Source organism: Microvirga splendida, assembly GCF_016427565.1.
GTDB lineage: Bacteria > Pseudomonadota > Alphaproteobacteria > Rhizobiales > Beijerinckiaceae > Microvirga > Microvirga splendida.
In genome coordinates this window covers 1-14,807 of the sequence record NZ_JAELXT010000057.1, presented here as the reverse complement: position 1 = coordinate 14,807, position 14,807 = coordinate 1, and the positions used below count along the sequence as shown (strand labels likewise).

Annotated in this window: 11 protein-coding genes and 5 pseudogenes; 9 read left to right on the top strand and 7 right to left on the bottom strand. The window is 60.6% G+C overall.

What is annotated here, in order from left to right:
* Positions 1-97: 97 nt before the first annotated feature.
* From JAO75_RS25120 to JAO75_RS25575, 4 genes and pseudogenes are all read left to right on the top strand, one after another.
* Positions 98-595 (top strand): annotated as a pseudogene (locus JAO75_RS25120) (Rossmann-fold NAD(P)-binding domain-containing protein); the annotation flags it as partial.
* Positions 592-1,341: an SDR family NAD(P)-dependent oxidoreductase gene (locus JAO75_RS24430; protein ID WP_199051809.1), complete on the top strand. Its 750-nt coding sequence runs from the start codon at positions 592-594 to the stop codon at positions 1,339-1,341. The pseudogene JAO75_RS25120 and the gene JAO75_RS24430, both read left to right, overlap by 4 nt.
* 70 nt (positions 1,342-1,411) lie before the next feature.
* A pseudogene (locus JAO75_RS24425) lies at positions 1,412-1,954 on the top strand (IS6 family transposase); the annotation flags it as partial.
* A gap of 379 nt (positions 1,955-2,333) precedes the next feature.
* Positions 2,334-2,567: a LysR substrate-binding domain-containing protein gene (locus tag JAO75_RS25575; protein WP_199051808.1), complete on the top strand. Its 234-nt coding sequence runs from the start codon at positions 2,334-2,336 to the stop codon at positions 2,565-2,567.
* A gap of 153 nt (positions 2,568-2,720) precedes the next feature.
* Here the strand turns inward: JAO75_RS25575 and JAO75_RS24415 are convergent, their stop codons facing one another.
* From JAO75_RS24415 to JAO75_RS24405, 3 genes are all read right to left on the bottom strand, one after another.
* Positions 2,721-2,993 carry an SWIB/MDM2 domain-containing protein gene (locus tag JAO75_RS24415; RefSeq protein WP_199051807.1) on the bottom strand — a complete coding sequence of 91 codons (273 nt, stop codon included), beginning with the start codon at positions 2,991-2,993 and terminating at the stop codon, positions 2,721-2,723.
* Positions 2,994-3,092: 99 nt separating this feature from the next.
* Positions 3,093-3,359, bottom strand: coding sequence for a hypothetical protein (locus JAO75_RS24410; RefSeq protein WP_199051806.1), 267 nt, complete (start codon positions 3,357-3,359; stop codon positions 3,093-3,095).
* Between the two features lie 469 nt (positions 3,360-3,828).
* Positions 3,829-6,162, bottom strand: coding sequence for a putative bifunctional diguanylate cyclase/phosphodiesterase (locus JAO75_RS24405; protein WP_199051805.1), 2,334 nt, complete (start codon positions 6,160-6,162; stop codon positions 3,829-3,831).
* Positions 6,163-6,466: 304 nt separating this feature from the next.
* On the opposite strand from JAO75_RS24405, the gene JAO75_RS24400 reads away from it, so the two are divergent.
* Positions 6,467-8,182, top strand: a complete 1,716-nt coding sequence (locus JAO75_RS24400) for a methyl-accepting chemotaxis protein (protein ID WP_199051804.1) — start codon at positions 6,467-6,469, stop codon at positions 8,180-8,182.
* A 180-nt stretch (positions 8,183-8,362) separates the two neighbouring features.
* On the opposite strand, the pseudogene JAO75_RS24395 reads toward JAO75_RS24400, so the two are convergent.
* A pseudogene (locus JAO75_RS24395) lies at positions 8,363-9,076 on the bottom strand (IS6 family transposase).
* A gap of 71 nt (positions 9,077-9,147) precedes the next feature.
* On the opposite strand from JAO75_RS24395, the pseudogene JAO75_RS25570 reads away from it, so the two are divergent.
* A pseudogene (locus tag JAO75_RS25570) lies at positions 9,148-9,311 on the top strand (hypothetical protein); the annotation flags it as partial.
* 123 nt (positions 9,312-9,434) lie between these two features.
* On the opposite strand, the gene JAO75_RS24385 reads toward JAO75_RS25570, so the two are convergent.
* The 3 genes and pseudogenes from JAO75_RS24385 to JAO75_RS24375 form a co-directional block, all read right to left on the bottom strand.
* Positions 9,435-10,124 (bottom strand): transglutaminase-like cysteine peptidase, encoded by a 690-nt coding sequence (locus JAO75_RS24385; RefSeq protein WP_343234691.1) that lies wholly within the window; start codon positions 10,122-10,124, stop codon positions 9,435-9,437.
* 207 nt (positions 10,125-10,331) lie between these two features.
* Positions 10,332-10,661, bottom strand: coding sequence for a hypothetical protein (locus JAO75_RS24380; protein WP_199051802.1), 330 nt, complete (start codon positions 10,659-10,661; stop codon positions 10,332-10,334).
* Positions 10,662-11,329: 668 nt separating this feature from the next.
* Positions 11,330-11,672, bottom strand: a pseudogene (locus JAO75_RS24375) (DDE-type integrase/transposase/recombinase); the annotation flags it as partial.
* A gap of 607 nt (positions 11,673-12,279) precedes the next feature.
* Between JAO75_RS24375 and JAO75_RS24370 the strand changes: the two are divergent.
* The 3 genes from JAO75_RS24370 (at position 12,280) to JAO75_RS24360 (ending at position 14,792) form a co-directional block, all read left to right on the top strand.
* Positions 12,280-12,462, top strand: coding sequence for a hypothetical protein (locus JAO75_RS24370; protein WP_199051801.1), 183 nt, complete (start codon positions 12,280-12,282; stop codon positions 12,460-12,462).
* 562 nt (positions 12,463-13,024) lie between these two features.
* Positions 13,025-13,735, top strand: a complete 711-nt coding sequence (locus JAO75_RS24365) for an IS6 family transposase (RefSeq protein WP_199051800.1) — start codon at positions 13,025-13,027, stop codon at positions 13,733-13,735.
* Between the two features lie 253 nt (positions 13,736-13,988).
* Positions 13,989-14,792, top strand: coding sequence for a TrkA C-terminal domain-containing protein (locus tag JAO75_RS24360; RefSeq protein ID WP_199051799.1), 804 nt, complete (start codon positions 13,989-13,991; stop codon positions 14,790-14,792).
* Positions 14,793-14,807 lie beyond the last annotated feature (15 nt).

Sequence of the window (14,807 nt, the reverse complement as noted above, 5' to 3'; positions counted from 1 at the left end):
CGCCCACACCTTCTTCTCGGCCATCTGCATCGCTGCCTCAGTGGCCTTCTACCTCAATTAACGAGTCCTGAGCCTAGCTCATTGCCGATGATAATCGCCCCGTGTCATTTTTACGTCTTACAGTGCGGTTTTCGAAGCACCTTTCCCGGGAGCAATCGGAGATCAGTTCTCTCTGACGCTGCTCACCATCTGTGGCGCACAAGAGGCCATCGGCGAATTCCTGCTCACGGATTACACGCGACGCAGTTTCTTCGAAGCGGTCGGCATCAGGCTCCCCTCATCTGCGTGCGACCGGGCAAGCCGAACATAGCGGCGTCCAGCTTCTTCTCGAGCATCATCTGCGAGCCTCTGAGCGGACAGGAGGCGGTCCTGCCGCTTTCGGAGGATGTCGCCACTCCCATGCCTCGGCCCGCTCCGCCGTGAGCCCGACGAAACCATCAAGCGGACTGTCGAGGGATGGCCCCGCCGTTTTGACGCAACCCGTGCTGAGGGCTTAGGCTTCCAAGCGGGAAAGAGCTTCAATGAAATCACCCAGATCGAGGCAAGTTGGATGGTCGGTTCGAAGCTTGAGCCAGTGCAGGGGAGAGAGGTATGAGCGGCAGCAGGCGGTTCAAAGGACGTAAGGCAATCGTCACCGGTGGAGCGTCGGGCATCGGCCTTGGCGTAAGCGCCAGGCTGGCCCTCGAGGGGGCCCAGGTCGCCGTTTGGGATCTGAGCGAGGACGCTCTTGCCCGGGCTCGGGACAGTTTTGGAGCGAGTGTCACAACGATACGGATTAATATTACTGACCCACAAGCTGTCGAGAGCGCGCGCGAGGAAACTCTCGAGGCGCTCGGCGGCATCGACATCCTCGTTGCGAGCGCCGGTATCACGGGGCCGAACACCACGGTTGCGGAATATCCCGTCGATGCTTGGCGTCAGGTGATCGATGTGAACCTGAACGGGCTATTCTATTGCAACCGCGCAGTGGTGCCTTCGATGCTTGCAGGCGGCTACGGCCGTATCGTCAATGTGGCCTCCGTCGCCGGCAAGGAGGGTAATCCGAATGCCTCGGCCTATAGCGCCTCCAAGGCTGCCGTGATCGGCTTGACGAAATCCCTTGGCAAGGAGATGGCGAAAAACAACATCACCGTGAACTGCGTCACGCCGGCTGCCGTCCGCACGCCAATCTTCGACCAGATGACTCAAGAGCACATCGACTACATGCTCTCGAAGATCCCCATTGGACGCTTCGGAACGGTGGAAGAGGTGACGGCCCTGATCTGCTGGCTCGCAAGCGAGGAGTGTTCCTTCACGACCGGCGGCGTCTTCGATATCTCGGGTGGACGCGCAACCTATTGAGCGGGATCTGTTGCAACCGGCTCGGTAATTCAGTTCGGCCTACGCCTCCGTCAAGTTCTAGAGGTGCATCATGTTCAAGGGCCATCATTTCGATCGCTCAGTGATCCTGCTGTGCGTCCTGTGGTATCTCGTTTACAGTCTGAGCCTGCGAAAACTTGAGGAGATGATGGCTGAGCGGGGTGTTGAGGTGGATCACACGACAATCCATCGCTGGACCGTCCACTACGCCCCGCTCCTGCTGGAGCAATTCAATCGGCGCAAGCGCTCGGTCACCGCCGAATGGCATGTGGACGAAACGTATATCAAAGTCCGCGGGCGGTGGATGTATATCTAGCGGGCCATTGACAGTAATGGGCACACGGTCGAGTTCTGGTTCAGCGAGCGCCGCAACCTCACAGCCGCTAAGCGGTTCTTACGCAAGGCCCTCAAGCGACACGGCCGGCCCGAGCGGATCGTCATCGACGGGTGTCAGACCAGTCACGAAGCGATTGTGTCCTGTGACGCAACAGATCGACTTCAGGATCGGTCAAGACGCAAGCTGAAGCCGATCTGGATCCGGCAGAGCCGCTACTTGAGTAATCTCACCATGCAGCGTGAGATGAGAGCGGTTCAGGCTCTTTCTGCAACCGATCAGCCCTGAGGAGCCAAAGATGAAGTCGATGATCTAATCAGCGGCTGACCCGCCGAGGTCTGCGAGATGACGAAGGAGATGGACGAACGGTCTGCCCGGCGCAACCACAAGACTGGGTGCCAAAATGGCCCACAGAGGTCTTTCGCCTAGCGAGTCCTGGATGCGCGCGGATACCCATGATGGCCCGGAGCAGAGGCTCCACCACGAGGCCGAATACATTGATGCAGCTCTCACGTTCGTCAGTCCGCCAACATCATCTTGCGACGCACGGCCGGACCATACATATTGACACCTGAAGGAAAGCAACGGTCATGAGGTTCAGGTCACGCCCATGGTGCGGCTGGGAGCTGATGAGTAATTGGTGCTGTTGAGGGCCGCCGCTGCCGGACTTGGCATCGCCTGCCTTCCCGGAGCCATGTCGGCGGCCCCTGTCGACCGCGGAGAGTTGATCCAAGTGCTCCCGGACTGGACTACCGGCAGCGTGACCTCCACCATCCTGACGCCGCATCGGCGCAGCCAGCTTCCAGCCATTAGGGCAGTCATTGACTTCCTGGCGGAAGCTGACGACCAGCTCAGAGAAACGAAAAACCCCTAGCCGAGAGGTAAGGGCTTTCAGCCAGAGCCAAGCTCCAGGCTTGGGGGCTATGGAGAGTGTTCGGGCTGATACGCAACGCACCCGTCAGCCGCACATTGCAACAGCCAAGCTTAACAATTGGTGGAGGGACCATCAGGCCCCTGGCCAGTTTGGCTAGGCGAGATGCCGGGCGAAATGCTTGTTCATCTCGAACATGCTGACCTTGTCTTTGCCATCAAAGACGGCCCGCAGCTTCTCGTCAGCCATGATCTCACGCTTGTTCGCCGGGTTCTGCAGGTTGTTCGCCTTGATGTACTCCCACACCTTGCTCACCACCTCCGTGCGGGGCAGGGGGGAGGAGCCGACAACGGCTGCCAGTTCGCTCGAGGGCTGCAGCGGCTTCGCCAAGGCCGGGTTTGGCTTCTTGGCTGCTTTCGTTTCGGTCATTCTATAACTCCTACACTGTGCCTGCCTGGCATTGGCATGCGCGATGGGGCGCGACCATGACGAGCCAGAACCTAAAGTTCCTTAATGTGGCTTTGCCCTTCAGCGCCGCCTTTTGCTCTGCGGTTTTGCCATCATCTGCCGCATGGCCTCTTCGGCTTGTGCTCTGGCCTCTGCGTCATGATTGAGATTGCGCACCTCCGCAGGTTCCTCCTGCTCCTGCATGCCGTTCTTCCGGGCCCGCCATTGCCTTGCCTGGGCGGCGGTCGCCGCCGCGTTGGCAAGCTTCTCAAGCCGGTCAAGCTGGGGTGTGCTGGCCTGACCTGTCGTCTCCGGCTGCTCTTCCTCGTGCTCCGGGGCTTTTGCCATCTGTCTCCGTCCTTGCAAGTGGGGGCCTCAGATCCCCTCTTACCTAGACCCTGGCTTCCAATCGGCCAGATCAGCGGTTAACTTGGCCTTAACCATAGCGGTCCGAGGTAAGCCGATGCGGAAGATCCATCCCGGCTTCAAAGCCCTTGCCATCGTCCTGGGGCCTGCCTTGCTAATCATCGGCCATCAGAAGATCACTCAGGTTCTCGAGCAGGAGGCTTCGAGCCCCTCAGAACCTGCCGCGCTCGTCCAGCAGGCCTACACCTGTGCTGGCGAGACCCAACTGCAGAGCACCTCCCCGTGCGACGGGCAGCCATCCTTGGTTGAACGGTGCGTTGCCCGGGAAGACCGTTGTGACCTCCAGGTCTTGGACGAGGTCCTCACCAGGCTGAACATGTCTCCCTCTCAGCTCCAAGGGGGCACCGTGAACACAGTTGCGGCGACGGAAGACTGAGGGGGCCCCAAGGGACTATGTACTCATCAACTGCGGGACCTCGCTTGCGGGAAGAGCCTGGGCAAAGAAATGCCCCTGCACCAGCCTGCAGCCATTCCGCTTCAGAAACGCCAGTTGTGCGGCGGTCTCAACCCCTTCGGCCACAACTTCGATGTGGAGACTCTGCCCCAGCCCCAGCAGGGCCTTCACGATGGCCGCGTCCCCGGCATCCCGCTCGATGTCCCTGACGAACGAACGGTCGATCTTGATCACGTGAACCGGAAACCGCTTCAGATGCGTGAGCGAGGCGTACCCGGTGCCGAAATCATCAAGAGCGATGGTCACGCCGGCAGCGCTCAAGACCTGAAGCGCTTGCTCCACGTTCCCAGCATTGCGATCGAGGAACACACTCTCGGTCACTTCCACTTCCAGGCAGGAGGTCGGGATGCCGAATCTTTCGAGCTCCGCTAGAACGCGCTCGGCATAATCTCCGTGGCGGAACTCGGCAGCGGATACGTTAACGGCCACTCGGCCGAAGGTCAGTCCGGCATCGAGCCACTGCCGCATGTCCTTGAAGATCAGGGAGCGCATGCGGGCGCCGAGGGCAGAGCCGAGTTCCGTGTCATCGAAGGCCGGCGAGATCGGACCCGGGTACTGAATACCCAGTCGGGGATGCTCCCACCGCAGCAGGGCTTCGAAGCCAACCGGCTCCTCCGAGCCAAGCGAGATCTTGGGCTGGTAGAATGGCTTGACTTGATCCGAGGAGAGCAGCCGGCCTGCCGTCTCCAGCGCGGACGCCACCTTCTGGGCTTCATCGCTCATGGCCGGGTTATACATCATGTACATGCCGCGACCGGATGCCTTGCTCTGGTAGAGCGCCAGATCCGCCTGCTTCTGCAGGTCCTCAGCTCTCATGGCAAAGCTGCGAGAGACGACCATTCCGATGCTGGTACGGCAATCATGGGCGGGATCATCCTCCGGGTGCGGGTGCTGCATTCGGTTCAGGATGAACCGCGCTACTACAACAACCTCATCCTCGTGCTCGACCTCGGGTAGGAGCAAGCCAAATTCGTCGCCGCCCAGGCGCGCAACCGTGTACCTGTCTCCGGCCAGTGATTGGAGGCGCTTGGCGAACTCCCCCAGAAGCGCATCTCCGGCATCATGGCCAAACCGATCATTGACCAGCTTGAGGTGATCGAGATCCATTAGCAGCAGCCCAACCTTGGTCTGAGCCTTGGTCGCCCGCTCAAGCGCCCGTTGAACCTGCTCGTAGAAGAACCGGCGGTTAGGCAGACCTGTCAGATCATCGTGATAGGCGGCCCAATGAAGTCTTTCCCGGGCAAGTTTCCTTTCGTGGATGTCCTCAATCATCCCATACCAGCGCAGAATGGCTCCGTCCCGGCCGAGGCGAGGGGCGGCGTGGCCGCGAAACCACCGGTAGGTGTCGTCAACGAGCCTCACGCGAAACTCGAATGCAAATGGCTCCCCGGCCTTCAGGAATTCCGCCATTCTCTGCCGAGCAAGCTGCCGTTCGCTGGGATGGACGGCTTCGATCCACTTCCACCCTGTCGACTGGTCGGGCGTGAGCCCGGTCAGGCGCTGCCAACGGGGCGAGACCTGAAGCAAGCTGCCGTCCGGCTCCGCAGTCCACGGAATCTGCGGGCTGAGTTCAACGGAGAAGCGGTAATGCTCCTCACTCTCCCGCAGCGCCTCCTCCACCTTCTGATAGCCAACCTCGATGCGCTCCTTGGCCATGCCGAGAAAGACAAACGCCAGCGCGGGCACCAGAACGATCAGGAACAGAGCCATCTCCGACGACCAGCTCCTGACGAGTGCATCCACCCCGAACATCGAGCCCATCGGCAGACCCAGGACAGCACGAAACAAGCTAAACGTGGTCAGCACCAGGAGGAGAGCCACCGCGGCACGCTGAGAAGCCAGCCGGTGAGGATTGCGCCTCCAGAGCTCCCAAGCGGCCAAAGCCGCAAAACCACCGGTGATAAGCGAGATGACTGTGACCCGTGCCCCGATGTTGTCGTGGAAAAGTGGATAGGCCAGCATCCATAGCGCTGGACCAACGACAAGAGCCGATTTGGAAATCGGCCGTTCGTTGAAGATCCTGGCTCCGGTGTAGAGAGCCCCGTAGCCTAGTGCGACCAGGCTGTTCGCCAGCATCAGCTTCGGATGGATTGGCAGCCCCGGAACGAGATTGACCAATCCAATGCCGATCGCATTCAGGATGAAGGTGGCACTCCACCAGGCCAGAGCGCTGACCTTCCGATTATGGGTCCAAAAGAAGAACAGCAGCCCCCCGAGAACAACCAAAGTCAAAATGAAATCGAATGCGAGAGTACGAGCGTCGAGATTCATGATTTCTTACGAGGATATTGGCGCGTCATTTTTAGCTCTAACGCGTGAGCGTTGAACATTGGCCGATGGGCCAAGTCTGCCAAATCTCGCAGTTGTGCAGATGTAGTCCAAAGCCGGCAATGGCATGACTATACAGCGCATTTGTTTAAGAAGGTTGGCCACAGAAGAGACAGATGTGGGTCGATTTACGTTTTCTAGAACAGTTCCAGACAAGGTTGGCCATATAAGGAGCAAAGGCTCGATTTATGTGCGCTAAGGGGGCGTGCGCCTTCCGCGGCCATGCGGACGGGCCAACACAGAGGAAATGTCTCAAAACAAACCGTCGATTTTTAAGCGGATGACCGGCGCACTGTCCGGCGTTACCGGCAAATTCTATATCGGAATGGCCACCAGCATCGTCGCTCTGGTCGTATTGGCCATCGTCGGCTCCTATGAGATCTCACACAGTCTCACTGAACAGAAGAAAGCTGAGCTCAAGAACCTGGTGGAGACCGCCGTCAGCGTCGTGGCTGATTTGGAGGCCCGTTCTAAACGTGGGGAGATCCCCGAGGACGAAGCCAAGAAGCGGGCGTCAGATGCGCTGCGGGTTCTGCGCTACAGCGGTTCGGAATACTTCTTCATCATGGATTATCAGAATGTAATGCTGATGCATCCGTTCAGCAAAGCGCTGGAAGGCAAGGAGCACTCTAACCTGAAGGACGCCAATGGCGTGACCTTCCTCAAGGATATGGTCACCGTTGGGCGGGCCGGAGGCGGCTTTGTCTCCTACCTGTTCCCGAAGCCGAACCAGACCGAGCCCCTTCCGAAGCTTTCCTACGCGGTGAACTTCGAAAAGTGGGGCTGGGTAATCGGCACCGGTGTCTACGTCGACAACCTTGCCGCAACCGCCGCCTCCTACCGCAATATGTTTCTGATGCTGGTAGCTGGCGCTGCCATCGTTCTGGTCGGCCTTGCATTTGGTCTCGGCCGGAGCATCTCCAAGCCGATCCAACGTCTGGTGACCAATATGCGGTCCCTGGCCAGCGGCGATCTCGGTGTGGCGGTTGAGGGCACGGGACGTCGTGACGAGATCGGCCAGATGGCCGGATCGGTTCAGGTCTTCAAGGATGCCATGCTTGCCAAAAAGGCAGCCGATGAACAGGCTTTCCTCGAGGCCGATGCAAAGACCCGGCGTGCTCATGCCCTCGACGAGATGACCAAGCGGTTTGAGGCGAATGTCTCCTCCCTGACGCAGGGGCTTTCGGCAGCATCCGTCCAGATGGAGGCGACGGCCAAGTCGATGACGTCCGTGGCCAATCAGACCACCCAGCAGTCGGTGACGGTCTCATCCGCAGCCCATCAGACATCGGCGAACGTTCAGACCGTTGCGGCAGCGACGGAAGAACTGTCGATTTCCATTCGTGAGATCGCAAGCCAGGTGAGCCAGTCCTCTCAAGTGGCGGAAAGAGCTGTGCAAGGAACGCAGCGCACCACGGAAACCGTTCAGGCCCTCGCCGCCAGCGCCGAGAAGATCGGCAACGTCGTCCAGTTGATCAATACCATCGCCGGCCAGACCAACCTTCTGGCCCTTAACGCCACGATCGAGGCGGCGCGCGCCGGTGAGGCAGGCAAGGGGTTCGCGGTAGTCGCATCCGAGGTCAAAGATCTCGCTACCCAGACCGCCAAGGCGACCGAGGAGATCTCGCAGCAGATCGGCTCGGTGCAGCAGGCAACCCAGCAGACGGTGGCAGCCATCCAGGAGATCGCTCGCACGATTGCCGAGATGTCCCAGATTTCGACCGGGATTGCCGCCGCCATGGAGCAACAGGGCGCGGCAACCTCAGAGATCGCCCGGAACGTTCAGGAGGCGGCGCGTGGCACCGAGCAGGTAACCGGCAGCATCGTGAATGTTCAAAACGGAGCAGGGGAGACCGAGACTGCTGCATCCCAGGTGCTCGGGGCGGCTCAGGAGCTTGCCCGTCACTCCAACGACCTCAGTCGCGAAGTCACCAGCTTCCTGACTGGCGTGAAAGCGGCGTAGCGCTGGAAGCTGCCACATCTGTTGTGCTACCAGGACCGGGCTCACCAGCCCGGTCTTTTTGCCCATCAACTCTTTGTCCATCCTCTCAGGTGGAACATCAGGCATGAGCACCTACTCCCGCGGCGTTGTCAAATTAACTGAGAGCGGGCGGGCTGAGGGAAACTCAACCACTGAATGGACTTAAGCGGCAGTGCTGACTGCAGACTTCGACTCCGCCATGGCATTGAGGCGGTGAAGATGGGTAGCAAGGTCAGAGCGGCGGGAGTGGGGTGGGACCAAGAGGTTGCGAATTGCTGAGAGGATACCGAGGAACTTCTGCAGGATTCCGGGAGATCGAAACCCTTGCATTGCTTCCTCTCGCCGTCGCAACGGCAGATGCGAGTTCTCCGCGCGATTGTTGAGCCCCTTGTGTTGCCGATGCTCAACTGCCGGCACACTTGTGCCGGCACGACTTGCCGTCTGGCGGCAGCATACAAACTGAGCTTATCGGTAATCAGCCGACGCGGTGGACAACCCTGCTTCTTCAGCAGACGTTTGAGCAAACACTTGGCCGCTTTGGTGTTGCGGCGCTTGAACGATCTCATCAAGGACATAGCCATCCTGGTCCACCGCCCGCCACAGCCAGTGTGTCTCGCAAGCAATGGTGATCACAACTTCGTCGAGGTGCCAGATATCGCGGCGGCTCGGCCTCTTGCGCCGGAGGCGGTGAGCGTAATCAGGTCCGAACTTTAGAGCCCATCGGCGTACTGTCTCATAGGAGACGAGGATGCCGCGCTCCAACAGCATCTCCTCAACCAAGCGTAGGCTCAGCGGAAATCGAAAGTAGAGCCAGACGGAATGGGCGATGATCTCGGGCGGGAAACGGTGGCGCTTGTAGCTGAAGGGACGGGTCATGCCGCGGCTCTTAGCTCATAAGCCGCTGACCAAAAGTCACCGTGACATCACCCGTCCGGGTCCTGCATCTGCGGCGATCGCTCTATATTGGCCTCGCCAAAACGCACCTTCAACACGTGCTCACGGCGGCTGCCATAAACCTCATCCGACTCGGGGCGTGGTTCGCTGCAACGCCGCTCGCACGAACCCGGCATTCCGCTTTACTAGGCTCACGATGACTCCCGTCCCAGCATGATGAATTCGCCAGCAGCATCTAATCCGAAGCAAGTCCAAGTGCGCTCTGCACGCGTCTCCGAAAACACGTGACATCGCCACGGGTGCCTGACAGATCAGGGCGGCGTCGGCGCCGAGCGGGTTCTCAGGACAGGATGGCAGCCGGGATTCCTGGCCCAAAGGACCGCTGAGCGCGCCCAGCGGGAAGCTGCGGGATCCAGGCCATGCCTGCGAAGCCAGTCCGATTATCGGCCCCTCCATGGGGAGGAACCGCCCACCCAAGGGAGACCCAGCCGGAACCGGTCTGGCTCTCCCGTTTCACAAAGGTATAAGCCGTCTCGTGCCACCGCATCACACGGTCGGATCGGTTGTCGAGGATGAGATCGCCGGAAACGGTCCTCAGCATGAGAACCGCGTGCCCTGCACCGCTTTCATCTACAACGACAGCCATGCGCATCGTCCGGAAGGGGAGGCCCGCCGCCATGAGCAACCTGCGCTTCAGGAGCTGGTAGTCCTCGCAGTCGCCATACCCGTCCCGCGGAAAGCTCCAGAAATCCTCGACCTTCCACAGATCCGCATCAGAGCGGGGTCGGATCATCGCATTCACGTGATGGTTCACCGCCATCACCAGTGACCACAGCCGCGGTGTCAGGAGGATCTTCATGGGTTCGGTGGCATCGAATGCGCATGCGGCCGGATCAGTCCGGCAGTAAAGCTCCCGTGCCGCCAGTGGAGCGGCATCCCCATAGCCGGCCGAGAGGTGGCCCGCAGCTTCGCCTCGCATGGTGCCGCTCAGAGGCATGAGCCCGAGCGACAGCACGAGCGAGATAGTCACACACACGTGTTGAGGCTTGCACATCGGTTTAGCCCCACCCCCGTCCGGGCAGTGACTGCCCACCAGCCATGGCAACGATCGTGATTGCTCCTCGATCCCTGCTCGCGCTCACTGCTGCCGATATTCGGGCTGCAAACGTACCGAACCCGGCGCGGACAAGCTGCGGGCATTGCGCGCCCCGGTCAAACAGCCGCATCGGTGTCGAACTCACGCTAGGTCGGCGATGATCTGCGTTGCGTCGGTCAGTTCGTCCTCGCCGAGATCGAAGCAGCCGCAGCCATCAATGGTCTCGCCAGCTGGCGAGAAGATCTCGATCCACAGCGGCGGCATCGTGGGAGGAATGCGTGCTCTCGGCAACTCGGTCAGGCAAACCCGATGCGCTCCGAGGCCCTTGAGTGTCACGGCGCGTGAGCCGTCCAAGCCCGACGGAGTGACCGCAAGCTGGACATAGGCCCTCATCAGCTCCCGCTCGATCCGATCGGGGCAGGGGCGGAAGGCGATCATACCTTCCCACGTTGTCGTTTCATTGTGCTGCATTGCCGACTTCCCCCTCCCGAGGGAGTGCGATCCAGGATGCGTGTTCGTCTGCCGTACTGAGGCACGATCGTCGATCGGATTATGCGTATCCTGCTGTGGGATCTGCCTGCACGGGCCCGACATGGAAAATGGCGGGTGGATCCATAAGCCTATTGCACCGGATAGCGACACCAGCCTTACTGGGCCTTGTCCAGCGGGTTACGATCTTGTCATCTCCTCCAGACGCAGGATGCACTGCGGCCGTGGGAGATGCCTGGCAGGGCTAGTCCACCATATGGCTGATGGCCTGCGCGAGATTGGCCGAGAACCGGTTGATGATCTTCAGTCGGGTGATTGCGGCGTCGAGACCCGCCTGTACATCCTGTCGCCGGATTGCGCCCTGGAGTGACGGCCTGGTGAGCCGGATCTCACGATGGACATGATCGCGTCCCTGATGGAAGCTTAAGGCTGCTTACGCCTGCCGACCCCGTCAATCCGTCGGCCGACCCACTGCATGGCGCATGGTTGTCAAACGTACCGACTTCATCACGATGGAGCCGGGACAGCCTCGGACGACGGAAGGACCGCCGTGGCGGCGCCTCGAAGATGATGTGTGAAGGATTACTCCTCGAGGCTCCGTCGCAAGCCTGGTGCGAGGGCGAGAAGATGGTTGGGGCTCTGCCGCAGGCTCAGGCAGCAAGCATGTCAAACTGCTCAGCCAGTGACAGGCGCGGATTTCGCCTGTTGCTTGCACATTATGTGTACCATCTCGATGCAGCCGGGGATCACACAGGCTGTGACTGCGGACTGGAACCCGAGCATTGGCCGGATCAGCCGCCTGATCGCGCGATGATCCTGCTCAATCCGATTATTCAAGTAGCGGCCCTGCCGAATCCGGATCGGTTTGGGCCGGCACCTCAAGCGGTCCTGCAGACGGCTCTCTGCACCACACAACAGGATCGCTTCTTTGTTGGTTTGACTGCCGTCGATCACGAGCCTTTCGGGGCGGCCATGCCGCTTCAGCGCCTTGCGCTGAAGAGCCTGATCCGGCTTGGCGCCGCCGCCATGCCGGACGACGCTCGCGCGGTCTTCAGGACAGCCCCCGCATTGATCCGGGACCTCGACGACTTCCCGGTTTCGACATCACCTTTGGCATTTCGACACGGCATCAGCGGTTCGCTTTCGCTCGCCTCTCCGGATCGCACATGACGGGACTGAGGTCCCGCCTTTGGCTGCCACCCTCACCACGGCCGCTCTTGACGGCTGCAGCTTGCAGGGGTTTGAGACCGGCACCCGACTGCAGACCTCGAGGGGCCGACTCTCATGACTTGTACAGCTCCACATCTCCTCCTTCGGAAATGTGTTCGTGACACACCATCGAGATGCCGTTTGGCCCCGGTTGCCGGAAGACGGCGGCGGCTCTGGTTGGCAAATCTCTAGCCGAACTTCAGCGCCCACTGCCACACCGTCTCATAGTTTCAACCGCAGACCACATTGGTCCTGCGCCTGCCCTGTCGGGGCCAAGACGAAATCGATCACAGGAGGCGCAGGTTCGTCCGTCTGTCCCGCGCCGGTTAAACAATGGCCCTGGTCCGGCGTTGGGAAGCCTATGCTGGGCGAAGAGTGGGAGGACACCGCGATGGAACCGCTAGCCTTCGGCCGACCTCCTGCTATCCCTGGTATTGGGGAGCGGGCAACGGAAGCGCTGCCTCCCGGAACGGCAAGGGTCGGCAACCTCCTTGAAATTGTCGGGGTCGTGATCTTCGTGGCGCTGCTGGTCGGGGCTGCCGTCATCCTGATCCGACAGAACCGACGCCGCTGATCGCTGCCGGATACCGGGCCGATCAGGCCCGGATCGGAGCAAGCAGGCCCTTGAGCAACCGGACGAGGGCTTCCGGGTGGGCGGGCTTGCCGATGGAGAGTGCCCCGCAACCGTGGCTCAGTTGAGGCCGCGTCGCTCCCGACGCCGGTTGAGCTACTGGTTGGCTGGATTCGTCTTGTCGGGCGCGGTTCGCACCACGGCTTGGGTCCCTTCGACGATCATCGCCCTGAGCGGCTAGGAGCCTCTCTTTGAGAGCCTCATCAGCACGAGCTGACCGCCGCTGGAGTGCTGGCCGGGGCCAAGCGGCCAGATGGCGTCCACTCTGGATGTACGAGCATCACTAATCTCTGCTACCAATCGCGGTCGCCGTCTTTGGCCTGGAGCGGAGCTGACCCCGACCGTTTGCCAGAACGTCAGTGTCACCAGGACGGAAGCGGCTGAGATGGTCGTCGATATGGTCTAAGGATTTTCTTCTGCCAAACCAAATCTTGACTGGAAGCGTGGGGGCAGAGCGGTACTGTCAGGTTGGTAATAGCCTGGGGGCTGCGGCAGGGTATCGGGTATGAGCACGACATCAAATCCGTACCGCGGCTACCGCTTTCCGGCCGAGATCATCAGCCAAGCAGTCTGGCTGTATCACAGCTTCAGCCTCAGCTTGCGTGAAGTCAAGTTGATCCTGGCCGCACGGGGCGTCATCGTCAGCTACGAGACCATCCGTGAGTGGAGCCTGCGCTTCGGGCGGACTTATGCTAACAGTCTCACACGTCGTCGACCACAACCCGGCGACAAGTGGTTTCTGGATGAGGTGTTTGCCCGCATCCGAGGCAAGCTCCACTATCTCTGGCGGGCAGTCGACCAGCACGGCAACGTACTCGACGTATTGGTCCAGATCGGCCGGAACAAGAAAGCCGCCAAGCGCTTCTTTTGCAAGCTACTAAAGGGCTTGTGCTACGTGCCCCGGGTCCTTGTAACCGATAGACTCAGATCCTACGGCGCTGCCAAATGCGAGATCTTGCCGGGTGCTGACCACCGCCAGAGCCGATACTTGAACAACCGGTATGAGGTCTCGCACCAACCCATGCGACGGCGGGATCGCCACATGAGGCGCTTCAAGTCAGCCCGACATGCCCAGCAGTTTCTCTCAACCCACAGCCCAATCCACAACCACTTCCAGCTCCGCCGTCATCGCCTGTCTGCCAATGAGCACCGGGCTGCGCGTGAGCATTCCTTCGCCACGTGGCGCGATGCGACCGGTGTTGCCCTGGTGGAATAGCGTGGACCGACCTGATGGCTCCACCCGCGCCAGCTTTGTCCATTAGGCATCAACTTGACAGTACCCGACGGGGCCTAACCGTCAAACATCATGAAGCACTTTATGGCGGAACCCCGCGAGGATGCTCAGGTCCGAGCGGGCAGGTTACCTGTGGCCGAAAGGGTGCCGGGGCCGCTCACGCGAACCGTACCGGGAACCGAGGCGCAGACTTCGGCTTTTCAACGGTTTGGTTGTCCATGGAAGGCAGGTGGGCATGGTTGCCGTCGCGTCGCTCATCATGGTTTTGCTGCTGTCGCTGATTGTGGTCAGGATCGCTGCCGAGGCCCTGATCCCTACCGGCATGTCGCGCCAGGCCGCGCGCTTTCAGGCCCGCTCGGCCTGGACTGGAACAGGCTTCACCACGGCGGAGGCCGAGCAGGTGGTGAACCATCCCGTTCGGCGGCAGATCATCAGTAATCTTATGTTTCTGCGCAGCGCTGGCCTCGTGACGGCCGCCTCATCGTTGATGCTGTCATTTGTCAGCGTTGAGGAAAGAGGCGAGGGCCTGCTGCGCCTGTTGATGCTGATTGGTGGTTTGGCAGGTGTGTGGTTCATCGCCCGAAGTCGTTGGATCGGCATCTGGATGTCCCGCGCTATCGCCCGAGCGCTCAAGCGCTACACGGATCTGGACACGCGCGACTATGCGGGTCTGCTCCATCTGGCCGGTGAGTACGCCGTGATGGAGCTGAAGGTGCAGGAGGGAAGCTGGCTGGCCGGGCGCACCCTGCAGGACTTGCGTCTGCCAGAGGAGGGCGTGCTCGTCCTGGGCCTCACGCACCCGGATGGTCGCTACGAGGGCGCTCCTCGGGGCCCGACTGTCGCTCGAACAGGTGACATACTGGTGCTGTACGGGCGCTCGTCCGAACTGGCCGAGCTCAGCCGCAGGCGAGCTGGCATTGCGGGAGAGTCAGAGCGCAAGGTAGCGGTGGAGATTGAACAGCACGTCGAGTCTGAACTGGACTTGCTTCGGTTTGATGGAGAGCGGTTTGGTACCTATCCGGCCAGCCTTTCGAACTGAACCGGACTGACATAG